Origin of the sequence: Pseudomonas brassicacearum subsp. neoaurantiaca (assembly GCF_013608025.1) — a bacterium.
GTDB lineage: Bacteria > Pseudomonadota > Gammaproteobacteria > Pseudomonadales > Pseudomonadaceae > Aquipseudomonas.
Window position 1 is genome coordinate 102,597 of the sequence record NZ_VDLV01000001.1, and the last position, 14,205, is coordinate 116,801.

A 14,205-nucleotide genomic window follows, 5' to 3' on the forward strand; every position below is an offset into this window, starting at 1 on the left:
CGCACTGCCGAAGACCGGCATCAACCGCCGCGCTGTATCTGCTCCAATATCTGGCTATCAGTGATGTCCCTATCGTCCAGCAACAGGAACATCTTGCTCAGTACCTCGGCCATTTTCCTGTCGGTATCGGCGAACGGCAGGTAGAACGCTTCGGCGCTGACGTCTACGGGCACGATGCACAGGTAGTTGCCGGGTTCGATATGGATGGCTGCGCTGCCCAAATGAATGCGGTAGTTGGCGCGCTGGCCGGTGACGTGCAGGAAATGCCCGTCACATCTGACGTTTTGCAACCCAAGCCCCTGGATCAATTCGCCGACCAGTTCGGCGCGTCGTTGCAAGGTTTCGTTGCTGGTGGTGTAGCCGTCCGCAGCGTAGGCCACGGAGACCAGCAAATCGGCGTCGCGCATGACTTCCGAGAACAGCAGCGGCGGTACCTGCTCAAGGGGGATCGCTTTGCGGTCGCGGTGGAACGCGATCCTGTCGAAGGTAAAGTGCTCTGTTTCGGAGAGGTAGTGGCCGGTATCCAGAAAATTGAACCGGGCGTAAATGCCATGCTCTTTGCTCTCGTAATAGATGTCCTCGACGCTTGAGGTCGACCAATTGCGGACCTGCAACAACCGGGCGGCTACTTTGCCTTTGAGGCGGTGGCCGGCAAATCGGTTGGACCACAAAGCGGTCTCTCGCTCAGCCGGTGTCAGCAGGTACAACTCGCGAAAGGCTTGTTTGAATGGCTGCACGCGGCGAAGGGTCACTATTTCTTTCTGCCAGGCCGACAGTTGTCCTGCCGTGAACAGGTGAAAAGGGTGAGCAATACGCAGGTGCTTCTCGGCCACGCGTCGGCGGCCTTCGAGGTCTGTCACGGTCAGCGTTGCGGCATCGAGCCAGCCCAACGCAGTGTCGTCGACCTGCACGATAAGCTGTTCCAGCAGCAGGCGAACCGCAGGCATTTTCAACAGCGGCTTCAGCTCCGCCAACGCCAGGGTTTCGCCGCTGCTCATCATCGTTTCCAATGTTCTGCAGAAGCGTGCGATCTGTTCCTTGAGCCGGGTCTGCTGCGTTTTGAGGGCGATGAAGTCTTCGTGTTTGCGAATCGCAGGCGGTGCGGTCTTGAGTGTCTTTGCGGCTTTGCAGATGTGCAATATCGGCGACAAGCCGTCGATGACGATCGTGACGTCATAGCCATCGATGGTGACAGCCGTCAGGGCGGATTCGGCGATCTCCGATTCCATGGCCCATTCCAGGCGAATCGCCGAGGGGTAGCCAGCGACACGCGCCAGGTTTTCCAATCCCGCCTGCACCGCTGCGTGGGAGTTGGCCTGTCGTTGAGCGCCGTATTTGCGCACCTCGTTGTGCAATTTTTTCAACGTCAGATAGCGCTGGCGTACATCATCCGAATCCATGACAGGCAGCACGCCATAGATGCGCATGGCCGACTGTGCATGTCGGGCCAATTTCTTTTCCAATGCCGGTCGACCGATGCCTCGGTACGCGTCGAGCAGCACACGCGTCTCGGGAAACGCCCAGTGCGAATGTTTGAGTGCCACGAGGTAGTCGCGCAAGTGCTCCGGGTCCGCCTCGGCCAGCGCCTTGTCCAGCAGGTAGCGGTCCACCACGCCCACCGTTTCATCAAGCGTATTGGGCAGGTCGGTGCCCCATCCGGACCGAGGTGCCAGGGCAATGCTCAAATATTCGCGCTGAAAGGCTTGCAGATCACTCCAACCGAGCGCGTCGAGCACCACGCGGCTGGCGTGTCCTGCATAGGGCAGGGCGGTCAGCAGGGTATTTCTGGAAAAGTCGGTCAGCGCGGCGAGCAGTGCTGCCGATTGGTCCTCGGACAACTCCTGAAGGAGCAGGAAACGTTCGAGCACCGCGGCGGTATCGCCGAAACGGTCGAAAAAGTCATCGGGCGTCGCGCCCAATCGCTCGATGACCGCCAGGGCCTGCAGCATCCATCGGGTGTCATACACCTCTACCGAACGGAAGATGTCAGCCAGCTTCTCGGCGTTATCGGGCAATCCAGCCAAGGCTTCCTCGACATAACGAACGGTGAAGCTTGCCAGTTCGGGGTGCACGGGTGCGCGTTCCTCATTGGGGAGATCATCATTCTGGAACGACTCATCATCGACGTCCTCGTCTTCGGGACTCTCATCGCTTGAGTCCTCCTCACCGAATGCTTCGTGGGTGTACCGATCCGGGTCCACATCATCGCTGTCCAACCCGGCGTCGGCTGCGTAGAACATCATGGCGCTGCCCCAGGTATTGGCCCCGCGGACGAAGCGGGGGTAATCGAGGCGGCCTGCTTCCACCAAGCCCAAGGCGATGCGCTTGATTTCCTGATGCACGTAGATATAGGCGTCAGCGATTTTCCGTTGTTCTTCCCCAGGCGCTGAAGGGGGCTGCTCGCGATTCCAGCTGCCATCCAGCAACCATCCGGCGAAGGTCTGCCAGGTTGGGGTGGACGGGTAGTTGCTCAAGCGATGGATACAGGCTTGGACGTCAGGCAAGGCCCAGGCCTGGTCCGGGCTTCTGCGGTAATAGGCGGGGCCATCTTCGTCAGTGGGTAATGGATAGTCACTGTCTTCGAGGGCAAATTGCAGCATGTGCTGCAGCCGCGCGCCAATCTGCCCTAGCGCATAAGTGTCCGGGTGGGCGGTGATCCAGGCATCGCAGATTCGATATTGCAGGCCGTAGCGCTGCTGATCGCGAAGGTCCTCCAGGTCGTCCCAAACGGTGGGGAACACAAGACCGTCAGCCAGCGCTTCGGGTCCATCCTCGGGATGCTGCCTGACCCAGTCCTCGGCGATGCGCAGAACGTCGATGCCGTCCCAGAAGTCGGGTGCGAATTGGTCATATGGGCTGAGCTCGGGATACTCATCCAGCGCTCTGTCGCAGAATACTCGCAGTGCAGCGAGGCGCGTGGCTTGTTCGGGCAAAGGACGGCGTGATTGCATGAGGGTATCCGAGGGAGCGAGCGACGAGGATCAACCGCCAATCAGCGGCAGCAGGCGGATAAACGCGAGTGTGGACGGCGCGCTCAATTCAATCGACTCATCGAGCCTCTGGAGCATGACGCCGTTATGCAGAATGCGGAACGCACGGGTTTCAAAGCCCTTCAAGGCTCGCTCGGCCTCAACGCCGACATCCAAATCCAGAGACGCGCTGGCTTGAGGCATGGCTATCGCGCCTTCGCTGGCTTGCTGAAGAATGTCCCGCTCGCTCAGGTATTGGCGGTCGAGCAGTTCACGCACCGACTCTTGTTGCCGCGAGTGCTGAGCCAACAATGCGGCGATCTGCTCGGCAACGGCCAGGCGAATCAACTCGGCGACCGTCAAGGTCAACGAGGACGGAGTCAGGGTGACAGGTGGCAGCAAAGGCTCTTGGCGTGCACCTTTCAGGCAATAGCTATGAACCACGAACTCCATGACGCATTCCTTGCAAGCCAGACCAGCCGGGCGGATGGCACGTTAGCATATACCGGCCTGCAGGAAACATGAGTTGGGCGGGTGCGGTGTATCTGAAGCTCCGCATTTGGCAGTTATGGGGCCGCTTCGCGGCCTAGCGGGAGCAAGCTCCCTCGCCACGGGGCCTTCGTTTGGCTTAAAAGCACAGCGTTACGACAGGCGGGGGATAGCCCGTACAAGATTTGCCCGTGCCTGCTGCTCGAATGCCTCGAAATACGAGGGGGTCGTATAGATACGCTCGCGCGCCAGGAAACGCTCCAGGACCTGGCGCCGCTTCTGACGGTACACAGGCGGGGGCACGTATTGGTATTCAAGGCGGATTTGCTGGTCGTATTCCTCAAAACGTTCGGACGATGCCCCCAGGATCGCCAGATCCGTGTCCACCAGCACCGCTTCATCTGCCGTCGCAGGGGCACAGTTGTGCTGAGTGACCATGACTAGCTCGTAAAGCCTGCGTCGTGTTTCCTCGTCCAGTCCGTTATCACGTGCCACGTCGTCCAACCACTGCGCACTGCGCAGCTCGTTGTCGGAGCGAAGGGGGTCGTAGATCGCGTCATGAAACCATAGCGCGAGATCAACTTCGGCGGGGGCTTGGCAGGCGGCGTTGATGAGTCGTCGCACTTGGAGGCATTCAGCCAGATGCTGGCGGTTGTGATAAACACGGTGTGGCTCGCAATAATGTCGAATGAGTTGTTCATAGGTCTCTTGCGGTGCGCATTTTGACGCCAAGCTCCGCCCAGACACGAGTCCAGGCGGCGAAACTCATGTCATCAGACGCTGGGAGGTTATCGCCTCTATGTTGCAGCTCCGTCATGGTTGTTTCCCTGCATCATTTCTTTAGTGACTGAACACTTTGAGTCCAAGTCTAGATCGATTATTTCTTACGGTTATTTATATAGCGTTGGATGGCATATCCATGACCGGGGAATCGACGCTGTGGTTCAACAACTGTCTGCAATGAAAGCGAAGGGCATGCAGCGACAGAGGGCTTGGCGCGCGTCACTCCGGTAAGCCTGCTTGAACGTTGATTCCCGCTGTTCGATCGCCATCTTGTCGGGCTTGGGCCAATCCTTAGAATCCGCCCCATCAGCTTGTCCAACTCTCGAACGTATAGGGAATACCACCATGATGAACGCCATGCAGATGCCAATGCCGATGAACGCCAACATGCCGATGATGCCGATGATGGGCATGCCGATGATGATGGCGACCATGACCTGCGAAATGATGGACGACGGCATGATGTGCAAGATGATGCCCGCAGCCGGCATGGACATGGCCATGTTCAAGAACAACGCCGAAATGATGCAGATGATGATGAACTGCGGCATGCCGATGATGATGCACTGCGGCAACATGAGCATGATGTGCATGTCCCCGGCGAGCATGGCCATGCCGATGGCGAGCATGATGATGCCAATGCCAATGATGGGCATGCCGATGCCGTCGATGAAGTGCGTGATGGAATGCACGGTGATGGCGGATTGCATGATGTGCAAAGTCATGCCGATGGCCGGCATGAACATGGACATGATGAAAAACTGCTGCGCCTTGATGATGAAGATGATGGGCGACTGCGGCATGCCGATGATGATGAGCTGCAATGGCATGCCGATGATGTGCTGCACCTGCTGATGACAACCGAGTGGGTTCGCTCCTGAGGCGGGCACGAATTTATTGTGGCGAGGGAGCTTGCTCCCGCTCGGCTGCGAAGCAGTCGTAAATCGGCAGGTGCGGTGTTTCTGATGTTCCGCATCTGGCAGGTTTTGGGGCCGCTTCGCAGCCCAGCGGGAGCAAGCTCCCTCGCCACGGGTTTGTCGATTGCCTTGAACAGCATCAGGCGTTGATGCCGGGCTTTTTCAGTCCAGGCGTTCCGGATAGGTGACCACCAGATACGCCACCGCTTCACTATCAGCCGGGTTGCGATAACGGTGCGGCTGGTCGGCGTAGAACAGAATCGAATCGCCCGTGGAAAGCAAGTAGCGCTCGTCGTTGACGCTGATTTCCAGCACACCTTGGGACACCACCAGGTTCTCCTGGACACCAGGCCCGTGCCCTTCGGACTGGTCCTCGCCCAAGGGGCCCAGGCGCAGTTCGTAGAACTCCGATTGGCGTGCCACGTCGAACGGGAACAGGGCGCGACTGACGAAGGCACCACTGGCGCTGACCAGGCGTTTGCTCTGGCTGACCGACAGCACCGCCACGCCTTCGAATGCCCGGTGCTCAAGGAACGCGGCGACCGATACCTTCAAGCCTTTGGCGATCTTGCACAGCACCTTGATCGACGGCACGCTGCGTCCGGATTCGATCTGGGCGAGCATGGCCCGGCTGACCCCACACTGGCGAGCAAGGGCGTCGAGGGACAAGTGTCGCTTGCCGCGCAGGCGTTGCAGGTTTTGCGCAACCCGTTCGCAGATCGGATCCTCATCCAAGGCTTCCAGATTGTTCAGATCCACTTCGGGTTCGTCGGTGCTCGCCAAAAAGCGCGAGGGTTCCTGGGCGCTCACGCCTGGTACGTCGCGGTTGGCTGGGATGCCTGGACCCACTGGAACGCCTGGTAACCGGCATTACGCGCGTACATTTCCCACATGGCCCGGGCCCGTTGCTGGGCCTGTTTGCGTTTGCGGAATTGGACGAAGTCGATAACGTTGTCAGTCGGTTTCATAAGGCACTTCACTGTCGTGACCGATGGGCGGGATGTGCTGAGAGTACGTGGTTATCTTTATAACCATAAATACTGATTGTTTATTTATTAATGCTTTTAAATGCTTAGCGAAGTGCCCCGATCAAATCACATGAGCCCGATGCAATTCAGTCAGGGCCAATGCCTTGAGCCGAGCCAGCAACGGGTCGCGGCGATCTCGCGGGTGCGGCAGTTGCACCGCCAGTTCCTGGCGAATGCGGCTGGGGCGGTTGTCCATGACCATGACTCGATCGCTCAGGTACAGCGCCTCGTCGACGTCGTGCGTCACCAGCAGCAGGGCGATGGCGTGACGCTCGGCCAGTTGCAGCAACAGGTCTTGCAGTTTCATCCGGGTGAAAGCGTCCACGGCGCTGAAGGGTTCGTCCAGCAGCAGCACCCTTGGTCGCGAATACAGGCCGCGGGCAATCGCCACACGTTGCGCCATGCCGCCGGACAACGCCTTGGGCAAGGCGTCGGCAAAACCGCTTAGGCCAACTTCTTCGATCAACTGCGCGACCCAGGCTTTGTCGTAATGGTCATCGTCGCTGAAGCCGATGTTCTGCTGCACGGTCAGCCAAGGCATCAACCGCGCTTCCTGAAACACGAAGGCCAGCTGTTCGGTGTGGCTGAGCAGTTGTCCTTCGAAGTCTTTTTCCAGGCCCGCAACGATGCGCAGCAAGGTGCTTTTGCCGCAGCCGCTGGGGCCCAGCAGGCTCACGGTCTCCCGAGGTTGCAGTTGCAGGTGGATATCGTTGAGTACGGTGGTGGTGGCGAAGGTCTTGCGCGCCACGTGAATATCCAGCAGGGCGTGGGGCATGGTTCAGTCCTCGGTGCCGTTAAAGGTGTCGCGCCAGGCCAGGAAGCGTTTTTCCAGGCCGGCGAGGATGCCGTCGCTGAGCTTGCCCAGCACGGCGAGCACGATGATCGCTGCCAGCACGATATCCGGGCGCGAGATTTCGCGGCCGTCGCTGAGCAGATAGCCCAGGCCTTTGGTCGCGGCGATCAGTTCGGCGGCCACGAGGAACATCCAGGCCAGGCTCATGCCGCTGCGCAATCCGGTGAACAGGCCGGGCAGGGCGGCGGGCAGGAGAATTCGTCGTACCAGGCGGCGACGGTTGAAACCGTACATGTGGCCGACTTCCACCAACTTGCGGTCGATGTTGCGAATCGCTGCCACGCCATTGAGGTATACCGGGAAGAACGCGCCGATGGCGATCAGCACCACTTTTGAGGTTTCGTCGATGCCCAGCCACAACAGGAGCAACGGCACCCAGGCCAGGCTTGGGATCGAGCGCAAGCCCGCGAAGGTAGGCTCCAGATAGGCTTCGGCTTCCCGACTCAAGCCAACCCACGCGGCGAAGACCAAGGCCAGGCTGGCGCCGATGGCAAAGCCCAGCAGCACCCGCAGCAGACTGGCGCTGATGTGCTTCCACAAGGCGCCTTCGGCCAGGTCGCCGAGGGTCAGGGCGATCTCGCTGGGGGCCGGCATCTGGTAGGCGGGCAGCCAACCGATGCGCACGATGATCTCCAGGAACACGATGATCAACACCGGCAGGGCCAAGCCCTTGAGGCGCAGCCGCCAGTGATCGGAATCGAATAGCGGCGCTTTGTCCGGTGCGGGCAGGGCCAGGTGCGGGTTGGAGAGGTCTTTGCTGTTGCTGCTCATGGCGATTCTCCGGCAATGCCGAATCCGCGCCAGGCGCGGATCGGTTGTCGCCTGGCCTAGGGGTTATTGACGGGCCACGGCTTGCTGGCGGCCGGTGTCGAGCAGTTGATCGATCACCTGATCGACGTTCACCCCGCGTCGTACCAGTTCCTCGGAGACCAGGATCGGCGCGGCGGCCTTGGAAGCCAGTACATCCTTGGCACTCAACTGCGGGCTGCCCAGGTCGGTGCGTGACAGTTGCAGCTTGGCAACCTCCAGCGGCAGTCCGGATTCGTCGGCCAGCAATTTGGCCAACTCCTGCGGATGCTCCACCGACCATGTCCGGGCCTGCTCGTAGGCGGCGAGCACGGTGTCGATGGTCTGCGGATGCTCCTGCGCGTATTTCTCCGTGACGCTGACCACGCCATAGCTGTTGAAGGCGGGGTTGCGATACAGCAGGCGCGATCCGGCCTGGACTTCGCTGGCCGCCATATGCGGGTCGAGACCGGCCCAAGCGTCGACGTCGCCTTTTTCCAGCGCGGTGCGGCCGTCCGGGTGTTGCAGGTGGACGAGTTCCACATCGTCTTTTTTCAGCCCGGCTTGTTGCAGGCTGCGCAGGGTGAACAGGTAGGGATCGGTGCCCTTGGTGGCGGCGATCTTCTTGCCCTTGAGGTCGGCGACCGTCTGGTACGGCGAATCCTTGCGCACCACCAGGGCGGTCCATTCGGCCCGACTGTAGACGTACACCGACTTGATCGGGCTGCCGTTGGCCCGGCTCAGCACTGCGGCGAGGCTGGCGGACGATGCGAAGTCGACGCCACCGCTGTTGAGGTATTCCAGGGATCGGTTACTGCCTTGGCTCAAGACCCAACTCACCTTGGTCTGCGGCAGGGCTTTTTCCAGATAACCGAAGTGCTTGAGCACCAGGCTGACCGGCGAGTAATAGGCGTAGTCCAGGTGCACTTCGGCCGGGGGACTTTCGGCGGCCAGGACCATGGACGGCAGGCCCAGCGCCAGGGCGCAGGCGCTGAACAGGTGCCTGGCGTGGGCCAGGGAGAAGCGGAGGGCGGGATTCATGGAACAGCTCCAGACAAGGCGGCGAGAAGGCAATGTTCTTATTTCCGAAAGATCGGACAGCGAGAGAAGATCGCGCTTGAAAGGAATATTGCAGGCTCTGTGCCACAGTCCGGAAAGGCCCAGCAATGGGCGCTGAACCGTGAAAAGCATCAGAAAAAATGTTGATCGGGCAACAGTCTGTTGCGGTGCTGTTGCCCCATGAACATTGGATGAATTACGACTATGAGCTTATGCCCTAAAAGAATTTCTAAAGGGATTGATAGGAGCGTTATGTTCTAAAAAATCATTCAGGAAATGCTGTCATGACGTTCATCCAATCCCTGCGCCGTCTGCTTATCGGCACATTGTTCGCCGCACCTCTGGTCCAAGCTGGCGAGCCGTTGGTGCTGCACGTCGGCGACCAGAACTACTACAACGTCAGGGCTTCGGTGGAGGCGTCGGGCGTGCTGGAAGGCGCCCCTTATCGCGTCGACTGGAAACACTTCCAAGCCGCTGCGCCCCTGGCCGAGGCGCTGAATGCCGGTGACCTGGACCTGGGTTTTCTCGGCGACTCGGGCTTTCTGTTCCTCGCTGCCAAGCAGGCACCGGTGAAGCTGATCGGCGTCTCGCGGCAGAACCCGGACACCATTGCGCTCCTGGTGCCCAAGGATTCACCGGTCAAGACCATCGCCGACCTCAAGGGCAAGAAGGTCGCCTATTGGCCCGGTGCCTGGAGCCAGCAACTGACGCTGCGCGCCTTGGAACAGGCTGGCTTGCCTGATAACCATGTCGAGTTCATCAAGCTGATGCCCATCGATGCGGCTGCCGCCTTGCCCCAGGGCAGCATCGACGCCTTTCCGGTGTGGGAACCCTACATCTCGCAACAGATCCTGTTTTCCGGCGCCCGGCCGATCCTGACGGCGAAGAACCTGATGCCCGGCCTCAGCGCCATTGCCGCCTCGGCGCCGGCCATCGACAGCAAGCGCGAAGCCATCGCCGATTTCCTTGGCCGCGTGAAACAGGCCCGCGCCTGGGTCGACAACCACACCGACCAATACGCCGACCTATGGGCGAAAAAAGCCAACCTCGATCAGGAGGTCTCACGCCATTGGTTGCGCCAGGTTCACATGAGCGTCGGTCCGGTGGACCAGCAGGCTGCCTCGGATCTGCAAAGCACGGCGGACTTCCTGTTCAAGGTCAAGGCCCTGCCGGCACCGCTGGCCACTGCTGGAATTATCGACACGTCCTTCAGCCAAGCCTTTAACCACTGAGACCCGATGAGCAGCGCCCGGACGTGGTGCTGAATCCATCGAGCAGGAGTTTCCATGCCACGTGAAATTCGTTTGAACGCCTTCGAGATGAACTGCGTCGGCCATCAATCTCCGGGTCTCTGGCGACACCCCAAGGACCGGGCCTGGCAGTACAAAGACCTCGATTACTGGACCGACCTGGCCAAGCTGCTTGAGCGCGGCAAGTTCGACGGCATCTTCATCGCCGACGTGATCGGAATCTATGACGTGCTCGGCGGCAACGGCGATGCCGCTATCCGTCAGGCGACGCAAGTCCCGGTCAACGACCCATTGGCGCTGATCACGCCGATGGCCTTGGTGACCGAGCACCTCGGCTTCGGTCTGACCGCCTCGTTGACCTTCGAGCATCCCTATCCCTTCGCTCGCCGCCTGTCCACGCTGGACCACCTGACCAAAGGGCGGATCGGCTGGAACATTGTCACCTCCTACCTCGACAGCGGGGCGCGCAATCTCGGGCAGAAGGCGCTGAGCGATCACGATGCGCGCTACGACTACGCCGATGAATACCTTGAGGTGCTCTACAAACTGTTCGAAGGCAGTTGGGAGGAGGGCGCAGTGGTGCGCGATCGTGAGCGCGGCATCTTCAGCGACCCGAGCAAAGTCCATGAGATCCGTCACCAGGGCAAGCACTTCCAGGTGCCGGGCATCCACCTGTGCGAGCCATCGCCGCAGCGCACGCCGGTGCTTTATCAAGCGGGAGCATCGAGTCGCGGCAAGGACTTCGCCGCAGGGCATGCGGAATGTGTATTCGTCGCGGCGCCGTCCAAGGTCATCTTGAAAAAGACCGTGGCTGATATCCGCCGACGTGCCGCCGAGGCCGGGCGTGATCCGCGCAAGGTGCTGATTTTCAACTTGCAAACGGTGATCGTCGACGAGACCGACGCCCAGGCGCAGGCCAAGTGGCAGGAACTGAAATCCTACAGCAGCTACGAGGGCGCGCTGGCGCTGATTTCCGGCTGGACCGGCATCGATTTCGGTCAGTACCGGCCCGACCAGGTGCTCAAGCACATCCATACCAACGCCATTCAGTCGGCCGTGGAGACGTTCTCGACCGCCGACCCGGACAAGCAATGGACCGTCCAGGAACTGGCCGATTGGGTCGGCATCGGAGGCTTTGGCCCGTTGATCGTCGGCAGTGCGCAAACCGTCGCCGACGAGTTGCAGGCCTGGGTCGAGGAAACCGATGTGGACGGCTTCAACCTGGCCTACGTCCTGGCCCATGAAACCTTCCGCGATGTGGTTGAACTGCTGGTGCCCGAGTTGCAACAGCGCGGCGCGTACAAGACCGAATACCGCCCCGGCACCCTGCGCGACAAGCTGTTTGGCGACGGCCCGCGCCTGCCCGCCAACCACCCGGGCGCCGGTTATCGGGACTTGAATCGACTGGCCCAGCGCGCCCGTATCGCCGAGCCGGCCTTGGTGGATGAGGAGTAAGCGCATGAGCCTCTTCGAACTCAATGCACCACTGCCTGAAAGCGTGACGGACAACGCCTTGGTCGCTTTGCAACGTTGGGCCAGGGAGCGGCCGACGCAGATCGCCTTGCGCCATCGACGCCTCGGCGTGTGGAAGGCCTGGCGGTGGATCGATGTGCAACGCGAGGTCGAGCGTGTCTGCGATGGCCTGCGCCAACAGGGGTTTGCCTCGGGGGCGCGGTTGGCATTGAGTGGCGCCTTCGAGCCGAGCCTGCTGATCCTGGCATTGGCGGCGCGTCAGTTAGGCGGGCACAGCGTGGTGATCGACCGCGACAGCCAAGGTGAGGATTTGCGACGCCAGTTGCGTTTGATCCGTCCAGCGTTCGCCTTTGTCCAGCGCCGGGAAAGCGTGTCGCACTGGCTGCAATGCGGCCTGGATGAAGATTGGTCGCTGCGCTTGTATTCAGCCCAGGCCAACGCGGTACGCCGCGGCTTGTGGCAGGTGCAATCGCTGTCGGTGCTGTTTGTCGCCGAGGCGCCGACAGCGCAGCGCCAAGGATGGGGTCAGGTTGCCGACGACGCGGTGGTGTGGATCGATGAAGGCACCGAATGGCGTGACGGGCTGGGGCACCTGTTCCGTCGCTGGCTGGAGGGCGGTGAAGGCTTGGCCTTCCCGGAAAACCGCGAGTCGGCCAGCCGCGATCGCCGCGAGATCGCCCCGACGGCCTTGCTGCTGTCCGCTGCGCGAGTCGAATCGCTGGCGGCGGAAATAGAAGCCCGGCTGCCGACGCCGGGCAGTTGGCGCCGGCGGCTGTGCGAATGGACCCTGGATGATCCGCGCCGTGGCTTCAGACGCTGGCTCAAGGCGCGGGTGCGGCACCTGCTCGGGTTCCAGCGGCTGCGCCGGATCGAGGTGCCGAGTGCGACCGCAAACGCCGTGCTGCGCGGCCCGGCATGGTTGCAGGAATACTTGGAGCGAGCGGCATGAGTGCGCTGTTGGAGGTGCGCAATGTGTCGCTGTCGTTCCGGGGCGTGAAAGCGATTTCCGACCTCTCGTTCAGTGTCAGGCTTGGCGAAATCTGCGCCTTGATCGGGCCGAACGGGGCGGGCAAGAGTTCGCTGCTGAACATCCTCAACGGGGTCTATCGGGCCGACGCCGGCCAATTGTTCTTTGCCGCCGAACCGTTGCACCGTCCGCATCCGCTGAAGGCGGCGCGGCTCGGGATTGGCCGGACCTTCCAGAACAACGCGCTGTTCAAGAAAATGAGCGTGGTGGACAACCTGCTCACCGGCCTGTCGCGCTTCCAGCGCACGTTTTTTCTCGAACAGGCCCTGGGCCTGCCGCGTGCCCGGCGCGAGGCGCGGGCGTTTGCCGAGCGGGCCGAGCGGGTGCTGGAATTCCTCGAATTGCAGGCCTGGCGCGACGTCGCCGTGGGCAGCCTCGCCTACGGCCTGCAGAAACGCGTGGAGCTGGGCCGGGCGCTGATCGCCCAGCCGACCCTGTTGTTGCTCGACGAACCCATGGCCGGCATGAACGCCGAGGAGAAACAGGAGATGAGCCGCTTCATCGCCGATATCAATCGCGACCTTGGCACTACGGTGATTCTGATCGAGCACGACATCCAGGTGGTCATGGGGCTGTCCAGCCATGTGGTGGTGCTGGACTACGGACGCAAGGTCGGTGACGGCACGCCCGCGCAAGTGCAGGCCAACCCCGATGTGATCGCCGCTTACCTGGGGGCCTCGCATTCATGAATTTCTTTTTGGAAACTCTGGTCGGCGGGCTGTTGGCCGGCACCCTGTATTCCCTGGTGGCCATCGGTTTCGTGCTGATCTACAAAGCCAGCGGCGTGTTCAATTTTGCCCAGGGCGCCATGCTGCTGTTCGCCGCGCTGACCTTCGTCAGCTTGCGTGAGCAAGGCCTGTCTTTCGCCCTCGCGTTGGTGTCGACGGTGCTGGTAATGATCGTCGGCGCACTGTTGATCGAGCGGCTGGTGCTGCGTCCCTTGGTCAACCGATCGCAGATCACCCTGTTCATGGCCACCCTTGGCCTGTCGTTCATCATCGAAGGCCTCGCCCAAGGGTTGATGGGCGCCCAGGTGCATGCGCTGGACCTGGGCATCGAGGATGTCCCGCTGTTCGTGGGCGAGATCATGGTCAGCCAGTTCGACGTGATCGCCGCCGGCGTGTCGGGGCTGACGGTGGCGGTGCTGGCCTTGCTGTTCAACAAGACCCGCATCGGTGTCGCCCTGCGCGCCGTGGCCGACGATACCCGCGCGGCGCTTTCGTTGGGGATCAACCTCAACCGCATCTGGCAAATCGTCTGGGCCGTGGCCGGGGTGGTCGGGCTGGTCGCCGGGTTGCTCTGGGGCGCGCGGCAAGGCGTGCAGTTCTCGCTGTCGCTGGTGGTGCTCAAGGCGTTGCCGGTGCTGATCATCGGTGGCTTCACCTCTATAGGTGGCGCCATCGTCGGCGGGCTGATCGTCGGTGCCGCCGAGAACCTCGCCGAGGCTTATATCGGCCCGCTGATCGGCGGTGGAATCACGCCTTGGTTCGCCTATTTCCTCGCCTTGATTTTTCTCTACATCCGTCCGTCCGGCCTGTTCGGCGACCGGATCATTGAACGGGTATGACGCC

General features: G+C 61.2%; 14 protein-coding genes. 6 read left to right on the top strand and 8 right to left on the bottom strand.

What is annotated here, in order from left to right; translation table 11 throughout:
• Positions 1-20: 20 nt before the first annotated feature.
• The 3 genes from FHK92_RS00470 to FHK92_RS00480 all read right to left on the bottom strand — a co-directional run bounded on the left by FHK92_RS00470 (position 21) and on the right by FHK92_RS00480 (position 4,082).
• Positions 21-2,951 carry a DUF4132 domain-containing protein gene (locus FHK92_RS00470; protein WP_181286287.1) on the bottom strand — a complete coding sequence of 977 codons (2,931 nt, stop codon included), beginning with the start codon at positions 2,949-2,951 and terminating at the stop codon, positions 21-23.
• A 30-nt stretch (positions 2,952-2,981) separates the two neighbouring features.
• The gene (locus tag FHK92_RS00475) at positions 2,982-3,422 is read right to left on the bottom strand and encodes a hypothetical protein (RefSeq protein WP_181286288.1); all 441 of its coding nucleotides are present in this window, start codon (positions 3,420-3,422) and stop codon (positions 2,982-2,984) included.
• A 189-nt stretch (positions 3,423-3,611) separates the two neighbouring features.
• The gene (locus FHK92_RS00480; RefSeq protein WP_258232527.1) at positions 3,612-4,082 is read right to left on the bottom strand and encodes an HD domain-containing protein; all 471 of its coding nucleotides are present in this window, start codon (positions 4,080-4,082) and stop codon (positions 3,612-3,614) included.
• 504 nt (positions 4,083-4,586) lie between these two features.
• Between FHK92_RS00480 and FHK92_RS00485 the strand changes: the two genes are divergently transcribed.
• On the top strand, positions 4,587-5,096 hold the full coding sequence (locus FHK92_RS00485) for a hypothetical protein (RefSeq protein WP_181286289.1): 510 nt from the start codon (positions 4,587-4,589) through the stop codon (positions 5,094-5,096).
• A gap of 224 nt (positions 5,097-5,320) precedes the next feature.
• Here the strand turns inward: FHK92_RS00485 and FHK92_RS00490 are convergent, their stop codons facing one another.
• The 5 genes from FHK92_RS00490 to FHK92_RS00510 form a co-directional block, all read right to left on the bottom strand.
• A complete protein-coding gene (locus tag FHK92_RS00490; protein ID WP_170866797.1) occupies positions 5,321-5,911 on the bottom strand; it encodes a helix-turn-helix domain-containing protein in 591 nt (196 codons plus the stop codon).
• Between the two features lie 53 nt (positions 5,912-5,964).
• On the bottom strand, positions 5,965-6,126 hold the full coding sequence (locus tag FHK92_RS00495) for a hypothetical protein (RefSeq protein WP_181286290.1): 162 nt from the start codon (positions 6,124-6,126) through the stop codon (positions 5,965-5,967).
• A 121-nt stretch (positions 6,127-6,247) separates the two neighbouring features.
• Positions 6,248-6,961, bottom strand: a complete 714-nt coding sequence (locus tag FHK92_RS00500) for an ABC transporter ATP-binding protein (protein ID WP_181286291.1) — start codon at positions 6,959-6,961, stop codon at positions 6,248-6,250.
• A gap of 3 nt (positions 6,962-6,964) precedes the next feature.
• Positions 6,965-7,810: an ABC transporter permease gene (locus FHK92_RS00505; RefSeq protein WP_181286292.1), complete on the bottom strand. Its 846-nt coding sequence runs from the start codon at positions 7,808-7,810 to the stop codon at positions 6,965-6,967.
• A 63-nt stretch (positions 7,811-7,873) separates the two neighbouring features.
• Positions 7,874-8,866, bottom strand: coding sequence for an aliphatic sulfonate ABC transporter substrate-binding protein (locus FHK92_RS00510; protein WP_181286293.1), 993 nt, complete (start codon positions 8,864-8,866; stop codon positions 7,874-7,876).
• Positions 8,867-9,168: 302 nt separating this feature from the next.
• Here FHK92_RS00510 and FHK92_RS00515 point away from each other — a divergent pair, with 302 nt between their 5' ends.
• The 5 genes from FHK92_RS00515 to FHK92_RS00535 are packed head-to-tail and all read left to right on the top strand — an operon-like array spanning position 9,169 to position 14,201.
• Complete coding sequence (locus FHK92_RS00515; protein ID WP_181286294.1) at positions 9,169-10,116, top strand: ABC transporter substrate-binding protein; 948 nt, start codon at positions 9,169-9,171, stop codon at positions 10,114-10,116.
• A 54-nt stretch (positions 10,117-10,170) separates the two neighbouring features.
• Entirely contained in the window at positions 10,171-11,589 is a 1,419-nt protein-coding gene (locus tag FHK92_RS00520; protein WP_181286295.1) for an LLM class flavin-dependent oxidoreductase, read from the top strand.
• A gap of 4 nt (positions 11,590-11,593) precedes the next feature.
• Entirely contained in the window at positions 11,594-12,556 is a 963-nt protein-coding gene (locus FHK92_RS00525) for an AMP-binding protein (protein WP_181286296.1), read from the top strand.
• Positions 12,553-13,323: an ABC transporter ATP-binding protein gene (locus FHK92_RS00530; protein WP_181286297.1), complete on the top strand. Its 771-nt coding sequence runs from the start codon at positions 12,553-12,555 to the stop codon at positions 13,321-13,323. Before FHK92_RS00525 ends, FHK92_RS00530 begins: the two co-directional genes overlap by 4 nt.
• A complete protein-coding gene (locus tag FHK92_RS00535) occupies positions 13,320-14,201 on the top strand; it encodes a branched-chain amino acid ABC transporter permease (RefSeq protein ID WP_181286298.1) in 882 nt (293 codons plus the stop codon). Before FHK92_RS00530 ends, FHK92_RS00535 begins: the two co-directional genes overlap by 4 nt.
• Positions 14,202-14,205 lie beyond the last annotated feature (4 nt).

What these genes read in the sequence shown, in the direction of transcription:
- FHK92_RS00470 (WP_181286287.1), bottom strand. Translation starts at nt 2,951, where the DNA reads ATGCAATCACGCCGTCCTTTGCCCGAACAAGCCACGCGCCTCGCTGCA.
- FHK92_RS00475 (WP_181286288.1), bottom strand. Translation starts at nt 3,422, where the DNA reads ATGGAGTTCGTGGTTCATAGCTATTGCCTGAAAGGTGCACGCCAAGAG.
- FHK92_RS00485 (WP_181286289.1), top strand. Translation starts at nt 4,587, where the DNA reads ATGATGAACGCCATGCAGATGCCAATGCCGATGAACGCCAACATGCCG.
- FHK92_RS00495 (WP_181286290.1), bottom strand. Translation starts at nt 6,126, where the DNA reads ATGAAACCGACTGACAACGTTATCGACTTCGTCCAATTCCGCAAACGC.
- FHK92_RS00500 (WP_181286291.1), bottom strand. Translation starts at nt 6,961, where the DNA reads ATGCCCCACGCCCTGCTGGATATTCACGTGGCGCGCAAGACCTTCGCC.
- FHK92_RS00505 (WP_181286292.1), bottom strand. Translation starts at nt 7,810, where the DNA reads ATGAGCAGCAACAGCAAAGACCTCTCCAACCCGCACCTGGCCCTGCCC.
- FHK92_RS00510 (WP_181286293.1), bottom strand. Translation starts at nt 8,866, where the DNA reads ATGAATCCCGCCCTCCGCTTCTCCCTGGCCCACGCCAGGCACCTGTTC.
- FHK92_RS00515 (WP_181286294.1), top strand. Translation starts at nt 9,169, where the DNA reads ATGACGTTCATCCAATCCCTGCGCCGTCTGCTTATCGGCACATTGTTC.
- FHK92_RS00520 (WP_181286295.1), top strand. Translation starts at nt 10,171, where the DNA reads ATGCCACGTGAAATTCGTTTGAACGCCTTCGAGATGAACTGCGTCGGC.
- FHK92_RS00525 (WP_181286296.1), top strand. Translation starts at nt 11,594, where the DNA reads ATGAGCCTCTTCGAACTCAATGCACCACTGCCTGAAAGCGTGACGGAC.
- FHK92_RS00530 (WP_181286297.1), top strand. Translation starts at nt 12,553, where the DNA reads ATGAGTGCGCTGTTGGAGGTGCGCAATGTGTCGCTGTCGTTCCGGGGC.
- FHK92_RS00535 (WP_181286298.1), top strand. Translation starts at nt 13,320, where the DNA reads ATGAATTTCTTTTTGGAAACTCTGGTCGGCGGGCTGTTGGCCGGCACC.